The following is a 20732-nucleotide window of genomic DNA, read 5'->3' on the forward strand; positions in this document are numbered from 1 at the left end:
AGCGGTTGATGCGGGAAGCCCCGTTCCTGCTGATCGGGGAGGGCACCAGCGAGATCCAGAAGACCATCATCAGCCGCGGCCTCCTGCGCGAATACCGCGCCAAGTCCTGAGTGGTCACCTGATCGACGCGGGCCCCGCGTGAACGTGGGACACGTCTGCGGCTAAGAACAGACGTGATGACCATGACGGACGACGCGTCCGCCGGGGACGAGAGGCCCGAGCTGGCCGCGGGGCCGCCCGGGCGGGAGTTCGAGGAGCTGTTCACCCGGCACGCCGGCGAGCTGTACCGCTACCTGTCCCGGTGGATCGGCGCGGCGGCCGACGACCTGGTGGCGGACACGTTCGTCGCGGCGCTCAGGAGCCGCGGGGCGTACGACCCGGCGCGCGCGACGGCGCGGGCGTGGCTGTTCGGCATCGCCACGAACCTGCTGCACACGCACCTGCGGGCGAAGAGCCGGGAGACCACGGCGACCGGACGGCTGGGCGCGTTGCTCAAGACCGAAGTCGAGAGTCACGAGCGGCGCGTGGTCGAGCGGATGGTGGCGGAGGACGACGTGCGGGCGCTCGCCGAGCGCGTCGCGGCGCTGAGCCCGGAGGACCGCGACGTGCTGCTGCTCACCTCGTGGGCCCGGCTCGATTCGAACGAAGTCGCGGCGGCGCTGGGGATTCCGGTGGGCACGGTGCGGTCGCGCCTGCACAGGGTGCGCCGCGTGCTGCGGATCAGGAGGACCGGTGGCTGACGTGCAGATCCTGTCCGAAGACGAGCTCGACGACGCGCTGGCGCGGCTCGGCCCGCCGTTGCCCTTCACGCGGGACGTGCAGGAGCGGATCCGCACGCAGGTGGGGCTCGAGCGCAAGCGAAAGCCCCGGCGGTGGTTCGCGGCCGCGGCGGTGGTGGCCGTGCTGGCGGGTGGCGTGAGCGCCGTCCCGCTGCTCGCCGACGACGTCACGCCCGCAGCCAGCGCCGCTGCGGCCCGCGACCTCGAGCAGACGGCGGCGAACGCGCCCGCCGTCGCGCCGGGGCCGGGGGAGTTCCTGTACGTGAGTTCCCGCGATTCCAGCATCGGCAGCTCGACGACCCGCACCGGCAAACCGCTGACGGCCGTGTTCGACACCGAGACCGAAGTGTGGCTCCCGGCCGACCGCCAGGGCGACTGGCTCATCCGCACCACTCCCGGGGTGCCGACGCGGTGGCTCGTCGGCTCGGCGGACCTCGCCCGGACCGAGGGCGACGGCGGCCTCCTCGACCCGAAAGCGCTGCGGCCGCGGGAAGAGCGGGCCCCCTGCGGCGATTTCCCCACTTCGAACGGTGAATTCGGCGACGAGCCCAGCGCCCACCTCGTCGGCGATTGCAGCACCGACTCCGGCGACTGGAGCCACGTCACGCCGCGCTTCATCGCCGAGCTGCCGACCGACCCGCGGCAGCTGTACGACCGCATGGTCGCCGGTGCGGGCGGCCACCCCGGCGGGGTGCTGGGCCTGGCCGCGAACGTGCTGCGCTCCGGGCAGGCCGGCCGTGAGCTGCGCACTGCCCTGTACCGCGCCCTGGTGCTCGTCCCCGGGCTCGACATCACCAGCGACGTCGCCGACCTCGACGGGCGCCGCGGCATCGGGCTCGGCTTGGCGCAGGGCACCCTGCGCCAAGAGCTCGTGGTCGACCCCGCGACGGGCCAGTTCCTCGGCGTCCGCGACGTCCTCCAGCAGCCGGGAACCGGCCTGTGGCAGGGACTTCCGGCCGGTACGGTGGCCAGCTCCTCGGCCGTGCGCACAGCCGTGGTGCCCGCGCTCGGGGCCGAACCGCGATGAGCCTGACGCGCTCGGAACGCCGGCAGCTGCGGGAGATCGAGCGTTCGGTCGACCGGGAGTGGGCGCGCGCGGCGTTCGGCGGACCGTCCACCCGGGACCGCCGGCGCCAGGTGGTGGTGCGCGCTGTGGCGGACGTGGCCGCGGTGACGGTCTTGGTCCTCGGCGCGCTGACGGTCTCGATGCCGGCGCTGTTCGCGGGCACGGTGCTCGCGAACGTCGCCTTGTGCTGCCACCTCGCGGGGCCCCGGAGCCGACCGCGCGCCGCTCGTCGGGGGAGCGGCGCGCGGGCGCGACGGCGTGCTCGGCACCGCCGCCGTTGCCGGGCACGCCCGTCAAGCCGTTACGCCTGAACGGATCCCGAAGCCGACCAGTTCGCGGAGTCGACGGCGGAGTACTCGGCGCCCTGGTCGTCGAGGCGGCGCATGCGGCGGGCGGCGCGCTCGGTGAGGACGGCGTCGTCCAGGGGCGGGACGAAGGCGTTGTCCACCACGGTGTACTCGGCGGCCAGCCGGCCGATCGGGGCGATCGCACCGAAGTCGATGCGGCCGTTGACGTACAGGTCGTCGCGGACGTGGAAGCTCACGACTTCGCCCCAGACCACGTGGTGGAGGCCGTCGGGTGCGGCGAAGATCTTGTCCACCTTGCACTCCAGCGCGACGGGCGCGTCCTTGATGCGCGGTGGTTTCACCAGCGCCGAAGCCACCTTCTCGACGCCCACCGCGTCGAACTCGTCCACGTCCGGTTCGAACTCCGCCGCGCTGCGGTGCAGGGCGAACGCCTGCGGCAGCGTGGCCATGTTCGTCACGAACTCGCCGGTGTCGCGGAGGTTGACGAAGCTGTCCTTGAGCGTCGCGCCGTCGGACTTGGGCTGGATGGACAAGGAGATCTTCGGCGGCTTGCGACCGACGCACGTGAAGAACGACACCGGCGCCAGGTTCCCGACGCCGGACGTCGATTCCGTGCTGAGCCACGCGATGGGCCGCGGGATGATGCTCCCGATGAGCAGCTTGTAGGCGGCCTTCGCGTCGAGGCCCGCGGATTCGATGTTCACGTCACCCTCCCAGCAGTGCCACGGCGCCGTACCAGACCGGGCCCGGGTTGAGGCGGTCCGGGTGCCGGCGCAGGATTTCGTCGTAGAACTCGCGCGCGGTCGGCTTCGCCGCCAGCAGCCGGATCACGTCGAGCAGGTAGGAGCGGGTTTCGGCGATGGTGCGCGGGTCGTCGGGCAGCGCCGCGTTCTTGTGGCCCGCCACGACGGCCCGCGGGTGCAGTTCCTCGACCCGGTCGAGCGCGGCGAGCCACTCCTGCAGGCCGCCGTCGCCGCCTTCGAGGACGTACTGGTGGACTCCGTTGTAGACGGTGTCGCCGGCGACGACGAGGCCGAGGTCCGGCACGTGCAGCACCGACGTCTTGTCGGTGTCGGTGTGCCCGACGTCGACGGCCCGCACCACGTGGCCCTCCAGCAGGAAACCCTCGTCGGGGATCGGCTGAGCCAGCACGGGCGACGGCGGGATCCGGCCGGGGAAGTCGAGGTCCCACAGCTGTGCCCGGCCCTCGACGGCCTGCGTGCGCATCACCTCGATCGTGCCGGCGGTCGCCCAGACCTCGGCGCCGGGGAACCGCTTGAGCAGCTCGGCGGTGCCGAACCAGTGGTCACCGTGCCCGTGGGTGGCGAACACGTGGCGCAGGCGCTTGCCGCTGCGCGCCACCCAGTCGCCGACTTCCTCGATCTGGAAGTCGAGGAACGGCGGGTCGACCAGCACCGCGTCCTCGGCGCCGGTCACCAGCGTCGTCGACACCGGCGACGAGATGATCGGCTCGCCGGTGGGCAGCGTCTGGCCACGCTCCCGTCTCGCGCCGGCGGTCACCAGTACGTCGTAGGACAAGGTGCTCATGGACTCGCCTCTTCAACATAGCCGTATTAGTTTTACTTCTGTCTTAGTAGAGTATGCGGATGCTTAGCTGGGGCGTATCGGCATAGTGACGCAAGCAACTCTCGCGCCACGCGACAGAAGTAACGGGCTATCGGTTGAGTCAGCAGCGCCGTTCAGTGCGCCCGGTCTGTCACACCCCCGTCCGGACGTATTCGTGGCCCGAGAGGTCCTCGATGGCGACCGCGGCGATGGCGGAGGCCGGGAGGGACGCGGAGCCGTACCACTCGGCCGGGGAGGTCGTCGCGTGGAACTGCCAGCCGCCGGTGAGCTGGCGGGTGCCGTCCTTGCCGAGGATGACCAGGCGGCACGGGGTGCCGTCCGGGAGGCCCGAGACGTGGGCCTCCACGCGGGCCCAGCCGTCGGCCGGGGTGACGGACGCCGAGAGCCGAAGGTCGCCGGCGGAGCCCGTGAACAGCAGCGACGGCCGCTCGGCGGCGGGCGCCAGGTCGGGGTCGGGGGCGGCTGCCGGGATGAGTGCGGGTGAGGAACCCGGGTGGCCCACGAACAGGCCCACCCCGAGCGCGGCGGCCGCCACGGCCACGGCGGCCGTGGCGGCCAGCGCTCTGCCGCGCCCGCGCGCGCCCGACGCCTCGGCGCGCACCTGCCGCAACGTGCGTTGCAGCAGCAGGTCCGCGTCGTCCGGCGGGCCGTCGAGGAGCAGCTCGGGCGGGATCGCCTCGAGGAACTCCTGCACCTCACGCACTGTCTCCACCTCCTTCCGGCAGTGCTCACAGGTCATCACGTGTCGTTCGTCGAGAGGCTGGTGGTTCACGCCGCACCCACCGGCTGCCGGCCGCCGAACGCTTCGCGCAGGGCGCGCAGGCCGTAGTGCGTACGCGACTTCACCGTGCCCGCCGGGATCCCCAGCCGGCGCGCGGCTTCCGGGACGGTGTGGCCCTGCAGGTACACCTGCTCCAGCACTTCGCGGTGCTCGGGTGACAGCCCGTCGAGCGCCGAGCGCACCACGACCGAGTCCACGACGTGTCCCGAGTGGTCCGGGGAAACCGGCCCGGTCGTCGGCGATTCGGCGACCTCCGCCGGCCTCGAGTTCCGGGCGCGGACGCGGTCGATGACCAGGTTGCGCACCACCGTGAGCAGCCAGCCGCGTACGGAACCCTTGCCGTTGGTCAGGCTGTCGGGGTTGCGCCACGCGCGGACCAGCGCCTCCTGCACCACGTCCTCCGCCGCCGCGCGGTCGCCGAGCAGCCGGGTGGCGTAGGCGAGCATCGCCTTGCCGTGCTCCTCGAACAACGTCCGCACGAGCGCCTCGTCGGCCACCTGCCGGCGGGCTCTCATCCCGGCCATGTTGTTCCACCACCCTCTCGTCCTGATGCCCTGAAAACGGGCCTGGACCTGGGGGCGGTTCACCGATCGCGCGAGTTTTTCTACCCGTCTCCCGGTGAGCGGGCCGGCTTCACGTCGATCACCGGCGTGCCGTCGACGGCCTCGAGCGGCCCGACGCGCACGCGCAGGCCGTCGACCTCGAGCACTTCAACGCGGTGCAGCCCGATCGGATTCGGCCGCGCGGGCGAGCGCGTGCTGAACACGCCCGCCAACGGCCGCGCCGGATCGCTGCGCGGACGCACGGACAGCACCGACCGGTCGGCGAGGTGCAACCACGTGAACAGCAGCACCTGCTGACCGGCCCGGAGATCGGCCAGGCCCTCCGCGACGTCCGACTCGAACACGAGCCACGCCGAGGGAGCGCCTTCGTCACCTTGTTTGGGCGCGGAATCAAGCGAGGCCAGGGTCGACTGGACGCGGGCGATGGGGCGGAGCTGGAAATCGGTCATGGTTCGGAAGCTACCGCCGCCGGCCGACGGACCCGGCTCGCACGGAGAAACTGGACCAGGGTTGTCCACAACTTGTCCCCGCTGTGGACAACCCTGGAAAATCGGTTGCGCGACCTCAGACCGAAGCAGGCTCAGGGAATTCCTCGACCTGCTCGGGCGCCGGCCGCGATTCCTCCACCGGCCGGCGCGAGCTGCGGTTCAGCAGCAACCGCGTCACGTCCGGCCGCGAGTAGTGGCCCACGGGGTCGGCGGCGGCCTTCGCCAGCGGGATCGCCGACAGGTCGATGTCCGCGTACAGCAAGCCTTCCTCGTCTTCCGCCAGCGGTTCGGCGAGCGGGCTGCCGTCCGGGCCGAAGATGCGCGCGAACCCGCCACCGCGCTGCAGCAGTTGCTCCTTCACCGGGGTGTCGCAGAACAGCTCCAGCCCGGCGTCCCCGACGATCGCGCACGGAGCGAGCACGAAGCACTGGCCTTCCACCGCGTACATCCGCGAAGCGGACGTGTTCACCTCCGGCCCGAGCGCGTACGCCGCTCCCTTATAGACGGAGAAGCTCGGCCACGAAGCGACGTGCACCTGCTCGTCCATGCTGTACATCGCGTACTTCGACAGCGGCTGCAGGTGCTCCCAGCAGCACAGCGCCCCGACGCGCCCGACTCCCGCGACGTCGTGCACCACCAGGTCCGAGCCGTCGCCCTCGCCGTACACCGTGCGCTCCACGTGCGTCGGCTTGAGCTTGCGGCGCGCGCCGACCAGCTCGCCTTCGGCGGAGATCGTCGCCTGTGCCATGTACAGACTGCCGCCGGATTGCTCCGAAAAGCCCATCACCACGGCGATCCCGTGCTGCCGCGCGCCGTCGAGCAGCCGCTGGAACCGCGGGCTGTCCAGCGCGATCGAGTTCTCGTGGTAGCGGCCCACGAACTGCATGCCCCACGCGGGCGAGTCGAGCCACAGCCACCACGGGTAGCCCGGGATGAACGTCTCCGGGAACGCGATCAGACCGGCGCCGCCCCGGGCGGCCTCCGCCATGAGCGCGATCGACTTGTCGATGGTCGCGTCGGCGTCGAACCACACCGGCTCCGCCTGCACGGCCGCTGCCCTGAATGAGCCCGAATAGGTGATCACGAGCTGTCCCTCCGCTCGGTTGGTCTGTTCGGCCGAACGTAGGAGCGGCCCAGGTCAGTGGCTTGCCTCACAGTGCACCGGGGGTTGACGCAGAGCGCACGGCTGGTGCCGCGCGGCCGGATCGGCGCATACTCACCGCTCAGGTGGTGGTGCGATGAGCGTGGTGCTGACAACCGACACGCAGCCGGAGGCCGATCGCGTGGCCTTCTGGCACGACGTCGTGTGCCGGTCCTTCGTGCCACTGAACGTCGCGACGCCCGACGCCGACGCCTTCTCCGGCACCGTCGCGAACGACCGGCTCGGCCGGCTCCAGGTGTCCACCGTCCACGCCGCCGCCCAGCGCGTGCGCCGGACACCGCGGCTCGTCGCGGAGGCCGGCGACGAGTTCGTGCTGCTCGGGCTGCAGGCGTTCGGCCCGGGGGTCGTCACCCAGGACGGCCGCCGTGCGGTGCTCCGCCCCGGTGACCTGGCGTTCTACGACGCCGCGCGCCCGTACGAGCTCTGGTTCCCCGGCGAGTTCGAGATGAAGGTCTTCATGGTGCCGCGCCGCTTCCTCGGGATCGCCGACGCCGACCTCCACCGCGTCACCGCCACCACGCTGCGCCCCGACGCCGGTGTCCCCGCGCTCGCCTCGCCGTTCCTCGCGCGCCTCACGGCGGCCGAGGGCGCGGCCGCCGACCGCCTGTCCGCTTCCGCGCTGAACCTGCTGGAGTCCCTCGTCCTCGACGGCGCCGAACCACCGGAACCGACGCTCCTGCTGCGGATCCGCGCGTTCATCGCCGACCACCTCGCCGAACCCGGCCTGACGCCGGCGACGATCGCGGCCGCCCACCGCATCTCCGTGCGTTACCTGCACAAGCTCTTCTCCGCCGACGGCGTGTCCGTCGCGCGGTGGATCCAGCAGCGACGACTCGAGGAGTCCCGTCGCGACCTCGGCCGCAGCACCGCGACCGTCGCCGCCATCGCGCACCGCTGGGGGTTCGCGGACGCCGCGCACTACAGCCGCTCGTTCAAGTCCGCGTACGGGTTGTCGCCGCGCGAGTGGCGGATCGAGGCTTCCGCTCCTGGTCAGGGCGGCGCAGACTGAACCGATGGCGCCGGTGCGCTTCGCGGTTCGGGTCGACGGTGTGGTGCAGGGCGTGGGGTTCCGGCCCTTCGTCCACGGACTCGCGGGACGGCTCGGGCTGGCGGGGTTCGTCGGCAACGACAGCCGAGGCGTGTTCATCGAGGTCGAGGGCACTTCGGAGGCCGTCGCCGCGTTCGTGACGGCGCTGCGGGCCGAGGCACCGCCCCTGGCCGTGGTCGACGACGTGCGCGTGGGCGAACTGCCCGCGACCGGCGCCCGGGGGTTCACGATCGTCGCCAGCCCGGCCGGCGGCGCGGCCGCGACGCTCGTTTCGGCCGACAGCGCGACCTGCGCGGACTGCGTCGCCGAGCTGCGGGACCCAGCCGACCGGCGCTACCGCTACCCGTTCGTCAACTGCACGAACTGCGGACCGCGCTTCACGATCGTGCGCGGAGTGCCCTACGACCGCCCGCTCACGACGATGGCCGGCTTCACGCTGTGCGCGGAGTGCAAGCAGGAGTACGAAGATCCGGGCGACCGGCGGTTCCACGCGCAGCCCGTGTGCTGCCCGGCCTGTGGCCCGCGGCTGGCGTTCTCGCGCGGTGGTGACCCCCTCCAGTCCACTGTGGACGCCCTCGCGGCGGGCGAAGTCGTGGCCGTGAAGGGACTCGGCGGCTTTCACCTGGCGGCCGACGCGGCGGACGAGCCGGCTGTGGCCCGGCTGCGCGGCCGCAAGCACCGGGAGGACAAGCCGTTCGCGGTCATGGTCCCCGACCTCGCGGCGGCGCGGCAGCTCGCGCGGGTCGACGCCGTCGCCGCGGCGGCGCTCATCAGCCGGCGGCGGCCGATCGTGCTGCTGCCGCGTGTCGCGAACGGCCCGCTCGCGCCGTCGGTCGCGCCCGGCAACCGCCGCGTGGGGCTGATGCTCCCGTACACGCCGCTGCACCACCTGCTGCTCGGCGACCTCGGCCGGCCCATCGTCCTGACCAGCGCCAACGTGTCCGACGAACCCATCGTCTACCGCGACGAGGACCTCGGCCGCCTGGCCGGGATCGCCGACGCCGTGCTCACGCACGACCGGGCCATCCACACCCGCACCGACGACTCCGTGGCGCGGGTGTGGCGCGACCGGGTGCAGCTGCAGCGCCGGTCACGGGGGTACGTGCCGGAGCCGGTCACGCTGCGCCGGCGGCTGCGCAGCCACGTCCTCGGCTGCGGCGCCGAGCTGAAGAACACCTTCTGCCTCGCGAAGGACACCCACGCGTTCCTGTCCCACCACATCGGCGACCTCGACAACTACGAGACGTTCCGCGCCTACACCGACGGCATCACGCACCTGCGCGGCCTGTTCGACGTCACGCCGGCGGTCGTCGCCCACGACCTGCACCCGGAGTACCTGTCCACGAAGTACGCGCTGGACCTGCCGGATGTCGAACTCGTGGGCGTGCAGCACCACCACGCCCACATCGCCGCCTGCCTCGCCGACAACGGCGAACCCGGCCCGGTCCTCGGCGTCGCCTTCGACGGCACCGGCTACGGCCCCGACGGCACGCTGTGGGGCGGCGAATTCCTCCTCGCCGACCTCGCCGGGTTCGGGCGCCTGGCCCACCTCGCGCCCGTGCGGCTGCCGGGCGGGACCACGGCGATCCGCCAGCCCTGGCGCATGGCCGCGGCTTACCTGGAAGCCGCGGGCGTAGCGGCCTCGGAGGTGCGCGCCCGCCACGCGGACCAGTGGGACCCGGTCGTGCAGCTGGCCCGCGGCGGGGTGTCGTCCCCGCTCACGTCCAGCGCCGGCCGCCTGTTCGACGCCGTCGCCGCAATCCTGGGCGTGCGGGACACGATCAACTACGAGGGCCAAGCGGCCGTGGAGCTGGAGCAGCTCGCCGACCCCGCCGAAACCACCGCCTACCCGTGTGACGTGGATCCCGTCGTCTCCGGCGTCGATCTCGTCCGCGCGGTCGTCGAGGACCTCACGAGGAACACCCCGCGCCCGATCGTCGCCGCGCGCTTCCACAACGGCCTCGCCGACGCCATCACGAACACCTGCGCGCGGCTGCGCGACACCACCGGCGTCACGACCGTCGCCCTGTCCGGCGGGGTCTTCCAGAACCTCCTGCTCCTCGACCGCGCCGCGGAATCCTTGGCACACCACGGGTTCCGCGTCCTCACCCACTCCCGCGTGCCGACGAACGACGGCGGCATCAGCCTCGGGCAGGTCGCCGTCGCAGCCAGCCGTACCACTCCGGGAGACCGTCCCCCCGGGTTGCGCTGACCTCCAGGATCCGCGCCTCCGGGTTCACGCGGCGCAGGTCCTCGACGAAGTCCGCGACGGAGAACGACACGTGGGGCAGCAGGTCGATCTTGTTGAGCAGCACCACATCCGTCGACGCGAACATGTGCGGGTACTTCAGCGGCTTGCCCGGCCCCTCGGTCACGGACATGATCACCACCCGCGCGGCCTCACCGAGGTCGAACAACGCCGGGCACACCAGGTTCCCGACGTTCTCCACGAACAGCACCGAACCCCGCGCCGGCGCGAGGGTGTCGAGGGCCCGCGCGAGCATCGTCGCGTCGAGGTGGCAGCCGGCGCCGGTGTTGATCTGCACGACCGGCGCGCCCGTCGCCTTGATCCGGTCGGCGTCGAGCAGCGTTTCCTGATCACCTTCGACGACCGCGAACGGCACCTCGTCGCCGAGATCACGCACGGTCTGCTCCAGCAGCGTCGTCTTGCCCGCCCCCGGCGAGCTCATCAGGTTGACCCCGAACACGTCCAGCGCCCGCAGCCGGTCGCGGTTGTGGCCGGCCAGGTGGTCGTTCTTCGCCAGCACGTCCTGCTCCAGCACGACCGTGTGGGAATGGGCCTCTTCACCCGGGTGGGCGTGCACCTCACCCGAACAACCGCACGTCGCACACACCTCAAACCACCTCCACGGACTTGATGCGCAGCTGCCGCCCCGCCAGCACCTCGACGTTCGCGCTGCCGCACGGGCACAGCAGGATCGGGTCGTCGAGCCCGAACTCCTCGCCGCAGTCGCGACAGGTCGCGCGGCCGGCCGGTTCGTCGATCTCCAGGGCCGCGCCCTCCAGCGACGTGCCGGTGCACAGCACGTCGAAGCAGAAGCGGACGCTGTCCGGCACCACCCCGGACAGCCGCCCGATCTCCAGCCGCACGCTGCGCACGGGCTGTTCGCCCAGCTTCGCGACGATCGCGTCGACGACGCTCTGCGTGATCGACATCTCGTGCACTAGCAGATCCTCGGCAGCGGGTCGCCCACCAGCATGTCGACGATCCGCGTGCCGCCGAACGCGGTGTTCAGCAGCACCAGGCCCGGCGGGTCGTCGCCGACGCGGCCGATCACGGCGGCCTCGGCGCCGAGCGGGTGCGAACGCAGCGCCGCCAGCGCGTCGTCGGCCTGCGCGCCGTCGACGAACGCCACGATCCGGCCCTCGCACGCCACGTACAGCGGGTCGATGCCGAGCAGCTCCGACGCGCCGCGCACCTCGTCGCGCACGGGCACCGCGTTCTCGTCGACGACCACCGCGACCTCGGCGGCCTTCGCGACCTCGTTGAGGATCGTCGCGACGCCGCCGCGGGTCGCGTCGCGCATCGCGCGCACGCCCGGCACCGAGGCGAGCAGGCCCGCCACCAGCTCGTGCACCGGCGCGGTGTCCGACTCGAGGTCGGCGTCGATGTCCAGCTCGCCGCGCGCCAGCATGATCGTGACGCCGTGGTCGCCGATCGGCCCGGACACCAGCACCGCGTCGCCCGGCCGGACCCCGGCCACGCCCAGCCCGGACTTCAGGGCGACGCCGACGCCGGCCGTGTTCACGTACAGGCCGTCGGCCTTGCCGCGCTGCACCACCTTCGTGTCCCCGGTGACGATCTGCACGCCCGCGGCGAGCGCCGCGTCCTTCATCGACTCGACGATCTTCAGCAGGTCCTCGACCGGGAATCCCTCCTCGAGGATGAACCCGGCCGTCAGGTACAGCGGCCGCGCGCCGGACACCGCGAGGTCGTTCACCGTGCCGTTCACGGCCAGGTCACCGATGTTCCCGCCAGGGAAGAACAGCGGCGACACCACGAACGAATCGGTGGTCAGCGCCAGCTGCGCCCCGCCGATCGTGAGCGTGGCGGAGTCCTCCATCGGTTCCAGCAGCGGGTTGCGGAACGCGTCGAGGAACACCGCCTCGATCAGCGTGTGCGTCGCCTTGCCGCCGGAGCCGTGGGACAGGGTGATGCGCTCCTCGCGCACCTTCGCGCGCCGCCGCCGGGCGCGTTCGATGCGGTCGAGCACCTGCTGCTCGCGTTCCGTCGTGGTCATGCGTGGCTCGCCTCCCGCACGCGCTTGCGGCTGAACCGGCCGAAGTTGTAGTACGCCGCGCACGCGCCCTCGGGCGACACCATGCACGTGCCGATCGGCGTCTCCGGCGTGCACGCCGTGCCGAACACCTTGCACTCCCACGGTTTCAGCACGCCCTTGAGCACCTCACCGCACTGGCACGCCTTCGGGTCGGCCACCCGCACGCCCGGCACCTCGAAGATCCGCTCGGCGTCGAACGCCGCGTACTTCTCGCGGATGCGCATCGCCGAGTGCGAGATGAAGCCCAGGCCGCGCCACTCGAAGTACGGCCGCAGCTCCATGACCTCGTTGATCACCTTGAGCGCCACCAGGTTGCCGTCCCACGGCACGACGCGCGAATACTGGTTCTCGACCTGGGCGCGGCCTTCGGACAGCTGCACCATCAGCAGGTAGATCGACTGCAGGATGTCCAGGGGTTCGAACCCGGCCACCACCACGGGTTTGCCGTAGTCGCGTGCGATGAACTCGTACGGCCGGCAGCCGATCACCGTCGACACGTGACCCGGGCCGAGGAACCCGTCGAGCCGCAGGTCGGGCGAGTCGAGGATGGCCTTGATCGCCGGGACGATCGTGACGTGGTTGCCGAACACCGAGAAGTTTTCGAGGCCCTCCGACGCCGCGCGCAGCAGCGTCATCGCGGTCGAGGGCGTGGTCGTCTCGAACCCGATGGCCATGAACACCACCTGCAGGTCCGGGTTCTGCCGCGCGATCTTCAGCGAGTCGAGCGGCGAGTACACCATCCTGATGTTGGTGCCTTCGGCGTTGGAGTCGAAGAAGTTCCCGCCCGAACCGGGCACGCGCATCATGTCGCCGAACGAGGTCATCAGCACCCCGGGCCGGCGCGCGATGCTGATCGCGTCGTCGATGCGGCCCATCGGGATCACGCACACCGGGCAGCCCGGTCCGTGCACGAGCTGGATGCTCTCGGGCAGGTAGTCCTCGAGGCCGTGCTTGTAGATGGTGTGCGTGTGGCCGCCGCACACCTCCATGATCTTGTACTGCCGGCCGGGCTCGCACAGCGCGGTGATCTTCGCGGACAGCGCCCGCGCCTTCTCCGCGTCCCGGAACTCGTCGACGAACCGCATGGCGCCTCCTCTTCGATGCGCACTCAGTCGATCCGAGATTGCAGCAGGGCGGCCATCTCGTCCTCGTACGCCTTCCCGATGCTCTCCAGGAACTCCAGCGCCGAGGCGGCCTCTTCTTCGTCTATTTTGGACAGCGCGAACCCGACGTGGATCAGGATCCACTCACCGGGCCCGGGCGGGTCGTCGGCGAGCAAACCGATGTTGATGGTCCGCTTCACCCCGCTCACGGAGACCTTCGCGAGGTCCGGTCGCTCCTCGCTGATCTCGATGACCTCACCGGGGATGCCGAGGCACACGGCTACTTCCGGCTCATGTCGACGTAACGCTGCACGTCCGGCTTCACCTGCCGGGCGACGAACGCCACCCCACCGGCGAGCACGAGCAGCAGCAGCAACTTCTTGAACATCGTCAGACCTCCGTCTTCTCCTCGTCGGGCAGGCGCGAGGCGGTGCCCCACGTCAGTTCCTTCACCGCGCGCACGGCCGCGGGTACAGCGGCCGCGACCTCGGCCGACAGCCCCATCCCCGGCTCGACCGACCGCGGCTCGCAGCCCACGACCAGCACCCGCCCGGCGTCGCCGCCGAGCATCCGCAGCAGGCGGAACACCGCTTCGGGCCGCATGCCGTGCGCGTCGATCTCCGGCGCGCTCGACAGGTCCTCGGTGTCCGCCTCGATCAGCGACAACGTGCCCGGCTCGCGCCCGTGCGGCGTCGCGTCGAGCAGGATCGTGGTGTCGTAGCCGCCGAGCAGGTCGTAGGCCAGGTGCAAACCGGAGACGCCGTAGTCGGCGATCTGCACCCACGCCGGCAGCGCCTCGTCCTCGAGCGCTTTGACGACTTCGACGCCGAAGCCGTCGTCGCCGAGGAAAACGTTGCCGATCCCCGCCACCAGCACTTTCGGTCTCATGTCGGTTCCACCTCGTCGGGGGAGAAGTAGCGGAAGCGGCCGTGGGCGTTCTGCAGGTCGGCGCCCGGGTCGTCGTCGAGGGTCACGGCCACGTGCGTGGTTCCGTCCACATCGGACAGCACGGCGCGCACGGTGGCGACGCGGCCGGTGAGGAACATGTCCTGCGCGTCGGCGCCGTGGAGGTTCGGGTGCAGCCGCACGCGCGAGCCGGCGGCGACGCGGACACCGGCCACCACGACGGCGTCGGTCTCCGGGGACACGGACGCGTCGGCGCCGGGGTCCCACCACGGCTCGGCCGAGCCGGTCGTGGACCGCAGGTTCCGGATGGTGCCGTGCAGCCGCTCCAGCACCTCCGGCGGCACTTCGTCGACGCGGTCCACGAGCGCGGCCGCCCGCGGGTCGGTGGCGCGGGCCTCGCGCCTCTCCTCGTCGGTGAGCGTCATCGTGCGCAGCGTGAGGATCTCGTCGATCTCCGTGCCGTCGAAGAGCTCACCGGGGCTTTCGGGCGCGATCGCCGGGTCGTCGTACAGGATGATCGGCGACGCGAGCACCACGCCGCTGCGCGTCGAACCGCCGATCAGCACCGGCCACACGCGTTCGTTCACGCACGCCGCCACGGCCGGTTTCGCCCACTCCGGTGGGTCGAGCATCGACAGGAAGTGCCCCGCGTCCACGGCGAGGATCACGTGCGCGGCCAGCAACGCGTGGCGCAGCGCCGATTCGCGGGTCCCGTCGGAGGGCCACCGGCTCGTGTTGAGGAGGTCCACGCGCAGGCGGGCGCCGCCGAAGGGGCCGTCGAGCGCGTCGAGGCGCGCCGTCAGTTCGCCGGTGAGCTCGCGCGAGCGGCGCACGAGCGTGCAGTGCTCGCCGACGCACTCGCGCTTCTCCGTGGCCGGCACGGAGAACGGCAGGCGCACCGGCTGCGCGAGCAGTTCGGCCGCGGGCACCACGAACGTCACCTCGTGCTCCACGGCTTCGTCCCACGTCGTGTAGTCCCGCCCGCGCACGGTGACGGCGTCCACGAACCCGTGCCCGTCGTGCACCAGCCGCTCCTGGGCCTGCAGGAACCGCACCGTGAAGTGCACGCCTGCGCGCGAACGCGGCTCCAGCAGGCACTCCGTGCGGGCCGATGCGTACTCGCCGCGGTCCTCGCTCGCGTACGAGGGCGGCATCAGCACACCCCACTGCCAGCGCACGCGGTTCTTCCGCGCCGACGCGCGGTACGGGTAGAGCAGGTACCCCTCGTACAGCACGGCGTCGCCGACGGCCCGGGCCCGGTCGAACACACTCGTCACGGTCACGGCGCACCCCCGGAGTTGGCCAACAGGTGTTCCACCGCGGCGTCCCACGTCGGGATCGCGTGCCGCGACTTGTACCGCAGCAGCGCGTCGATCGTCTCGCGGTGCAGCTTGAGCCACGCGACGTTGGGGAAGTAGCGGTCCATCAGCTCCTCCCACGCGGTGATCGGCATCCGGCACTCGGCCTCGGTGTGCCACGGCACCGGCTCGACCCAGAACCCCGGCCCGCCCTTGGCGAAAACCGTGCCGGAGAACAGCAGCACGAGCGGCACCACGCCGTCGGCGAGCGCGTGGAAGTACTTGCCCGCGGCCACTTCCAGGTCGTACGTGCAGGGCACTTCGAGCTCGAACTCCGTGGTGCGCGTGAAGCTCGGCACCATCACCGCCACCGTGGCGAACTGGAACGGCCGCAACGTCTCGCCCCAGCGCGACCGGTCGCCGAACAGGCTCGTGAGCAGCTCCGACTCCCCGCTCGAGTACCGGCGCCGCTGCGGTTCGATCCGCAGCTGCACCCGCAGCACGAGCGCGTGGATCGGCTGGGCGGTGAGCTCGGTGATCTTCATCGTGAACGCGAGCGTGGGCGACGCCGCGTACTTCACCGGGCGCACGTCGAGGCAGTCGAAGGTCAGCTCAGCCATCGGCGACGACCTCACTGCGTTCGCGCAGGTCCGCGAAGAAGGCCTCGATCGCCTGGTGGGCCTCGCTGCCGCCGTCGAACCCCCGCCAGTGCAGCCGGACGAGGCCGACGAGCTCGTAGCACCGGTCGATCGGCACGACGAACGCCTCGAACCCGACGTCGTGCTTGCTGATCAGCACCGCCTCCACGTCGGCGGCCACGGAGTCGAACCCGGGCTCCGACGCCAGCAGCTCGCCCCACGTGTTCAGCGGCAGCAACGACTCCGTCGCGCCCGCCGGGCTGGGGTAGAACGCGACGGCCCGGTGCTGCGTGGAGTTGTAGAAGACGAACGCCATCCGCACCGGGATGCCCGAGGACTCCCACAGCGTGGCGGCGGCGGGGAAGCGCGGGGCGTGCAGGTACCGCGTGGGCACCGCGCGGTGGCGCTTGCCGCCCGCGCCGCTGTGGGTGAACAGCAGGTAGCAGCCGTGGCAGGTGCACATGATCGTGCGCGATTCGAGGTCGATCACGTGCCCGTGGCCCGGCCCGATCGGTTCGGCGCACAGCTCGCAGCGCTCCCCGGGCGCGGGCCGGCGGGCGGGCGTCCGGAACCGGCGAAGGCCACCACCACCCGTCATGCCCGCTCCGCGGGGCATTCGACGGCTTCGAGCGGCAGCAGCGGACGGCCTCCCGGCCCGGTCGGCTCGGGTACCACGCCGGCGACCACGACGTCGGTGAGCTCCGGCGCCGCGTCGCGCACCACGCGTTCGATGGCCTGTTTCGCGGTGACGGTCGAGGACGGGCAGCCGTCGCACGTGCCCTGCAGCTGCAACCGCAGCACCCCGGCCCCGTCGATCTCCACGATCTCGACGTCCCCGGCGTGCGAGCCCAGGTAGGGCCGCACCTCGTCGAGCGCCGCGTTCACGCGCTCCAGCGTCGGCACCGGGTGCAGGTCGTGCAGGACGAGCAGCCCGCGCACGTGGTCGTCGCCGGCGAGCCGCGCCAGCAGCGCCTCGCCGGCGTCGTCCTCGTGCAGCGCGGACACGATCGTGGCCAGGCCGGCGCCGTAGAACTCGAGCAGCGTGTGGACGAGGTCTTCGGCCTTGTCCGCGACCGGGCCGCCCGCCTCCGCCGCGAGCTCACCGAGCAGCTGCTCGATCCGCTCGCTGACCTGGCCGAGGTCGTGGTCCGCCATGGCTCACAGCACCTCTCCGCCGAACGCGTGCGGCGTGTGGATGCGTTCGAGCGTCTTGCCCTTGCCGGTGTACATGTGGACGCCGCAGGGCAGGCACGGGTCGAAGCTGCGCACGGCCCGCATGATGTCGATGCCCTTGAAGTTCTCCTGGCTGTTCTCCTCGAAGATCGGCGTGTTCTGCACCGCGTCCTCGTACGGACCCGGCGTGCCGAAGGAGTCGCGCACGCTGCCGTTCCACGGCGTCGGCGGGTACGGGTGGTAGTTCGCGATCTTGCCGCCCTTGATCACCATGTGGTGCGAAAGGATCCCGCGCACCGCCTCGGTGAACCCGCACGACACGCCCTCCTCGGGCACCTCGAACGGCTCCCACGTCTTCGTGTGGCCACCGCGGACCTCGGCCAGCGCCTGCTCGCAGAAGTGCACCGCGAGGCCGGCGGCGTAGGCCTGGAAGTAGGTGCGGGCGCGGTTGCGCTCGATCGCGTTGCTCCACTTCGGGATCTTCCACTCGAAGCTGACCTCAGGTTTCGTGGCCGTGCGCGGCAGGTTGATCACCACGCTGTGCCCGGTGGACTTCACGTAGTCCGTGTTCACGAGCCCGGCCAGCGCGGTGGTCCACAGGCGCGCGATCGGGCCGCCGCCGGTGTCGAGCGCGAGGTGGTTCGTGCCGTCGAACCAGCGGGGCGACATCGTCCACGAGTACTTGTCGTCGAAGTCGCGCTTCTGCGGCCGCGGGATCGTGTGCTGGTTCCACGGGTGCCGCGCGTCGACCGGGTTGCCCAGCGGGTCGTGCGTCACGAACTTCTCCATGCCCTCCCAGTCCTCGTAGAAGGACGAGCCGAGCAGGATGCGGATGCCGAGGTTGATGTCCAGCAGGCTGGTGGTCACGAGCTTGCCGTCGACGATCACGCCCGGGGTCACGAACATCTTGCGGCCCCACGACTCCATGTTCTCGTAGGTGAAATCGCAGTACTGCGGGTCGTTCAGGCTGCCCCAGCAGCCGAGCAGGATGCGCCGGCGGCCGACCTCTTCGTAACCGGGGATGGCTTCGTAGAAGAAGTCGAACAGGTCGTCGTGCATCGGCAGGCAGCGCTTCATGAACTCGACGTAGCGCATCAACCGGGTGAGGTAGTCGGTGAACAGCTGCACCGTCGCGATCGTCCCGACGCCGCCGGGGTACAAAGTGGACGGATGGACGTGGCGACCCTCCATGAGGCAGAACATCTCGCGCGTGGACCGGCTGACTTGCAGCGCCTCGCGGTAGAACTCGCCCTCGAGCGGGTTGAGCGAGCGCATGATGTCGCCGATGGTCCGGTACCCGTGGTCGCGCGCGTGCGGCGCCTCGGTGCGGTTGGCCTGCTCCAGCACACCCGGGTTGGTCTCGGCCACCATCTTCTCGCAGTAGTCGACGCCGACCAGGTTCTCCTGGAAGATGTTGTGGTCGAACATGTACTCGGCGGCCTCGCCGAGGTTGATGATCCACTCGCCGAGGTGCGGCGGGCGCACGCCGTAGGCCATGTTCTGGTTGTAGACCGAGCAGGTGGCGTGGTTGTCACCGCAGATCCCGCAGATGCGGCTGGTGATGAAGTGCGCGTCGCGCGGGTCCTTGCCCTTCATGAAGATGCTGTAGCCGCGGAACACCGAGGACGTGCTGTGGCATTCGACGACCTTCTTCGCCGCCCAGTCGATCTTCGTGTAGATCCCGAGGCTGCCGACGATGCGCGTGATCGGGTCCCACGCCATCTCGACCAGGTCGGTCTCGACCTTGCCACCGCGCTTCGGCTTCGTCTGCGTCATGTCGGGAACTCCTTTCAGCGCCAAGAGGAGCGGTAGCCGGTTTCGAGGACCCTGCCCTTGTGCCGCCACTTGGGTTCGGCGTCCGCCTTGCGTTCGGTGATCTTGCGCAGCCGCCGGATCACCGTGCCGTACGCCTCGCTCGCCAGCGACGAGACGTGGGCGCCGGGCGGCTCGTCCATGAACGGCATGAACCGGTCGGGGAAGCCGGGCATGGTGCAGCCGATGCAGATGCCGCCGACGTTCGGGCAGCCGCCGACGCCGTTGATCCAGCCGCGCTTGGGCACGTTGCACTTCACGACGGGGCCCCAGCAGCCGATCTTCACCAGGCACTGCGGCGAGTCGTACGCCTCCGCGAACTGGCCCTGTTCGTAGTAGCCCGCGCGGTCGCAGCCTTCGTGGACGGTCGCGCCGAAGAGCCACTGCGGCCGCAGGTGGTCGTCGAGCGGGATCATCGGCGCGTGGCCGGCCGCCTGGTAGAGCAGGTAGGTGAGCGTCTCGGAGAAATTGTCGGGGTGCGTCGGGCAGCCCGGGATGCACACGATCGGCAGGCCCGCGCTCGACTTCCAGTCCCAGCCGAGGTAGTCGGGCACGCCCATCGCGCCCGTCGGGTTGCCCTCCATGGCGTGGATGCCGCCGTACGCGGCGCAAGTGCCGGCCGCCACGACGGCGAGCGCCTTGGGGGCCAGGCGGTCGAGCCACTCGCTGGTCGTCATCGGCTGCCCGGTCGCGGGGTTGTTGCCGAACCCGCACCAGTAGCCCTCGGCCTTGATCGCCTCGTTGGGGATCGAGCCCTCCACGACGAGCACGAACGGCTCCAGCTCACCGCGATCGGCCTTGTAGAACCACTCGATGAACGTGTCGGCGCCCTTGTCCGGCCCGCATTCGAAGTCGATCAGCGGCCAGTGCACCTCGATCTTCGGCAGACCGGGCAGCGCGCCGAGCACGATCTCCTCGACGCTCGGCTGCGTCGCGGCGGTGAGTGCGACCGAATCGCCGTCGCACGAGAGTCCGGCGTTGATCCACAGGATGTGGATGGGCTTCTCTTCTTGCTGGGCATGCGTCACGGCTGTTCACCCTCGAGTTCGTCGAGCGCACCGAGGGTGAGTTCCCACAGTGCGTGGTAAAGGGTCGTCTGGGCTTCCTGGATGCGGTGCACCGAAGGCGACGGGACCACGAAGAGGTGGTCGATGCTGTCGAGTTCGGCCATCTTGCCGCCGTCGTACCCGGCGATGCCGACGGTGACGAGGCCGCGCCGCGCGGCCTCGTCGAAGGCGGCCAGCAGGTTCGCCGAATTCCCGCTCGTCGACAGGCCCACCGCGACGTCGCCGCGGCGGCCGAACGCGGCCACCTGCCGGGCGAACACCACGTCGAACCCGATGTCGTTGCTCAGCGCGGTGACCACGGCGATGTCGTTGGTGAGACCGAACGCGGGCAGCGGCCGCGCGCCGCCGGCCGGGGACAGGAACAGGCTCGTGAGGTCCTGCGCGTCGGTGGAGCTGCCGCCGTTGCCGAACGCCAGCAGGCGGCCGCCACCGGCGAAGGCCTTCGCGAGGTCCCGCGCGCACGCGGCCAGCCGCGCCCCGTCGGCTTCGGCCACCCGCCGGCGCAGGGCGACGATCTCGCGAGCTTTCTCCACAGTGGACTGACGAACCTGGGTCAGCACGGCGTCGAGGTCGCTCGAACCCGCGTAGAGGAACGGGTAGAGCTCTTCGAGGCCGCTCGCGCCATCCCCTGCCACGGCGCTCAACTCCCTCG

26 protein-coding genes are annotated in these 20732 nt (G+C 71.1%); 6 read left to right on the forward strand and 20 right to left on the reverse strand.

Annotated elements, in window-relative coordinates:
* From ACIA77_RS00005 to ACIA77_RS00020, 4 genes are all read left to right on the forward strand, one after another.
* The coding region (locus ACIA77_RS00005) for an acyl-CoA dehydrogenase family protein (RefSeq protein WP_395884295.1) at positions 1-110 on the forward strand (110 nt) is incomplete at its 5' end.
* Between the two features lie 66 nt (positions 111-176).
* Positions 177-740: an RNA polymerase sigma factor gene (locus ACIA77_RS00010; protein ID WP_395883528.1), complete on the forward strand. Its 564-nt coding sequence runs from the start codon at positions 177-179 to the stop codon at positions 738-740.
* Positions 733-1806, forward strand: coding sequence for a CU044_5270 family protein (locus tag ACIA77_RS00015; RefSeq protein ID WP_395883529.1), 1074 nt, complete (start codon positions 733-735; stop codon positions 1804-1806). The genes ACIA77_RS00010 and ACIA77_RS00015 overlap by 8 nt, the downstream gene beginning before the upstream one ends.
* A complete protein-coding gene (locus tag ACIA77_RS00020) occupies positions 1803-2156 on the forward strand; it encodes a DUF3040 domain-containing protein (protein WP_395883530.1) in 354 nt (117 codons plus the stop codon). The genes ACIA77_RS00015 and ACIA77_RS00020 overlap by 4 nt, the downstream gene beginning before the upstream one ends.
* Here ACIA77_RS00020 and ACIA77_RS00025 read toward each other — a convergent pair.
* From ACIA77_RS00025 to ACIA77_RS00050, 6 genes are all read right to left on the reverse strand, one after another.
* Positions 2147-2857, reverse strand: a complete 711-nt coding sequence (locus ACIA77_RS00025) for a flavin reductase family protein (RefSeq protein WP_395883531.1) — start codon at positions 2855-2857, stop codon at positions 2147-2149. The two genes, ACIA77_RS00020 and ACIA77_RS00025, sit on opposite strands and share 10 nt — an antisense overlap.
* A gap of 1 nt (position 2858) precedes the next feature.
* Positions 2859-3701: an MBL fold metallo-hydrolase gene (locus ACIA77_RS00030; RefSeq protein WP_395883532.1), complete on the reverse strand. Its 843-nt coding sequence runs from the start codon at positions 3699-3701 to the stop codon at positions 2859-2861.
* 169 nt (positions 3702-3870) lie between these two features.
* On the reverse strand, positions 3871-4443 hold the full coding sequence (locus ACIA77_RS00035; protein ID WP_395883533.1) for a hypothetical protein: 573 nt from the start codon (positions 4441-4443) through the stop codon (positions 3871-3873).
* Positions 4444-4508: 65 nt separating this feature from the next.
* Positions 4509-5045 carry a sigma-70 family RNA polymerase sigma factor gene (locus tag ACIA77_RS00040; protein ID WP_395883534.1) on the reverse strand — a complete coding sequence of 179 codons (537 nt, stop codon included), beginning with the start codon at positions 5043-5045 and terminating at the stop codon, positions 4509-4511.
* 80 nt (positions 5046-5125) lie between these two features.
* Positions 5126-5533: a tRNA (N6-threonylcarbamoyladenosine(37)-N6)-methyltransferase TrmO gene (gene tsaA, locus ACIA77_RS00045; RefSeq protein WP_395883535.1), complete on the reverse strand. Its 408-nt coding sequence runs from the start codon at positions 5531-5533 to the stop codon at positions 5126-5128.
* A 115-nt stretch (positions 5534-5648) separates the two neighbouring features.
* The gene (locus ACIA77_RS00050; protein ID WP_395883536.1) at positions 5649-6656 is read right to left on the reverse strand and encodes a carbon-nitrogen hydrolase family protein; all 1008 of its coding nucleotides are present in this window, start codon (positions 6654-6656) and stop codon (positions 5649-5651) included.
* Between the two features lie 154 nt (positions 6657-6810).
* Here ACIA77_RS00050 and ACIA77_RS00055 point away from each other — a divergent pair, with 154 nt between their 5' ends.
* Positions 6811-7743, forward strand: a complete 933-nt coding sequence (locus ACIA77_RS00055) for a helix-turn-helix domain-containing protein (RefSeq protein ID WP_395883537.1) — start codon at positions 6811-6813, stop codon at positions 7741-7743.
* A gap of 4 nt (positions 7744-7747) precedes the next feature.
* Entirely contained in the window at positions 7748-9994 is a 2247-nt protein-coding gene (gene hypF / locus ACIA77_RS00060) for a carbamoyltransferase HypF (protein ID WP_395883538.1), read from the forward strand.
* Here the strand turns inward: hypF and hypB are convergent.
* From hypB to ACIA77_RS00130, 14 genes are read right to left on the reverse strand one after another with little or no spacing between them, the layout of a single operon-like run.
* Entirely contained in the window at positions 9924-10637 is a 714-nt protein-coding gene (gene hypB / locus ACIA77_RS00065; RefSeq protein ID WP_395883539.1) for a hydrogenase nickel incorporation protein HypB, read from the reverse strand. The two genes, hypF and hypB, sit on opposite strands and share 71 nt — an antisense overlap.
* A 1-nt stretch (position 10638) precedes the next feature.
* On the reverse strand, positions 10639-10968 hold the full coding sequence (locus ACIA77_RS00070) for a hydrogenase maturation nickel metallochaperone HypA (RefSeq protein WP_395883540.1): 330 nt from the start codon (positions 10966-10968) through the stop codon (positions 10639-10641).
* Positions 10968-12044: a hydrogenase expression/formation protein HypE gene (gene hypE, locus ACIA77_RS00075; RefSeq protein ID WP_395883541.1), complete on the reverse strand. Its 1077-nt coding sequence runs from the start codon at positions 12042-12044 to the stop codon at positions 10968-10970. The genes ACIA77_RS00070 and hypE overlap by 1 nt, the downstream gene beginning before the upstream one ends.
* Entirely contained in the window at positions 12041-13168 is a 1128-nt protein-coding gene (hypD, locus tag ACIA77_RS00080; protein WP_395883542.1) for a hydrogenase formation protein HypD, read from the reverse strand. The genes hypE and hypD overlap by 4 nt, the downstream gene beginning before the upstream one ends.
* Positions 13169-13191: 23 nt before the next feature.
* Positions 13192-13464 carry a HypC/HybG/HupF family hydrogenase formation chaperone gene (locus tag ACIA77_RS00085; RefSeq protein WP_395883543.1) on the reverse strand — a complete coding sequence of 91 codons (273 nt, stop codon included), beginning with the start codon at positions 13462-13464 and terminating at the stop codon, positions 13192-13194.
* A gap of 2 nt (positions 13465-13466) precedes the next feature.
* A complete protein-coding gene (locus tag ACIA77_RS00090; RefSeq protein WP_395883544.1) occupies positions 13467-13574 on the reverse strand; it encodes a DUF6893 family small protein in 108 nt (35 codons plus the stop codon).
* A gap of 2 nt (positions 13575-13576) precedes the next feature.
* Positions 13577-14074, reverse strand: a complete 498-nt coding sequence (locus ACIA77_RS00095; protein WP_395883545.1) for a hydrogenase maturation protease — start codon at positions 14072-14074, stop codon at positions 13577-13579.
* Complete coding sequence (locus tag ACIA77_RS00100) at positions 14071-15375, reverse strand: hypothetical protein (RefSeq protein WP_395883546.1); 1305 nt, start codon at positions 15373-15375, stop codon at positions 14071-14073. The genes ACIA77_RS00095 and ACIA77_RS00100 overlap by 4 nt, the downstream gene beginning before the upstream one ends.
* Positions 15372-16010, reverse strand: a complete 639-nt coding sequence (locus ACIA77_RS00105) for a DUF6084 family protein (protein WP_395883547.1) — start codon at positions 16008-16010, stop codon at positions 15372-15374. The genes ACIA77_RS00100 and ACIA77_RS00105 overlap by 4 nt, the downstream gene beginning before the upstream one ends.
* Positions 16003-16626, reverse strand: coding sequence for a DUF5947 family protein (locus ACIA77_RS00110; RefSeq protein ID WP_395883548.1), 624 nt, complete (start codon positions 16624-16626; stop codon positions 16003-16005). The genes ACIA77_RS00105 and ACIA77_RS00110 overlap by 8 nt, the downstream gene beginning before the upstream one ends.
* Complete coding sequence (locus ACIA77_RS00115; RefSeq protein ID WP_395883549.1) at positions 16623-17183, reverse strand: NifU family protein; 561 nt, start codon at positions 17181-17183, stop codon at positions 16623-16625. The genes ACIA77_RS00110 and ACIA77_RS00115 overlap by 4 nt, the downstream gene beginning before the upstream one ends.
* Before the next feature lie 3 nt (positions 17184-17186).
* Entirely contained in the window at positions 17187-18977 is a 1791-nt protein-coding gene (locus ACIA77_RS00120; protein WP_395883550.1) for a nickel-dependent hydrogenase large subunit, read from the reverse strand.
* 14 nt (positions 18978-18991) lie between these two features.
* The gene (locus ACIA77_RS00125; RefSeq protein WP_395883551.1) at positions 18992-20041 is read right to left on the reverse strand and encodes a hydrogenase expression protein HypE; all 1050 of its coding nucleotides are present in this window, start codon (positions 20039-20041) and stop codon (positions 18992-18994) included.
* The gene (locus ACIA77_RS00130) at positions 20038-20724 is read right to left on the reverse strand and encodes an SIS domain-containing protein (RefSeq protein ID WP_395883552.1); all 687 of its coding nucleotides are present in this window, start codon (positions 20722-20724) and stop codon (positions 20038-20040) included. Before ACIA77_RS00130 ends, ACIA77_RS00125 begins: the two co-directional genes overlap by 4 nt.
* Positions 20725-20732 lie beyond the last annotated feature (8 nt).

Origin of the sequence: Amycolatopsis sp. NPDC051903 (assembly GCF_044452505.1) — a bacterium.
Lineage (GTDB): Bacteria > Actinomycetota > Actinomycetes > Mycobacteriales > Pseudonocardiaceae > Amycolatopsis.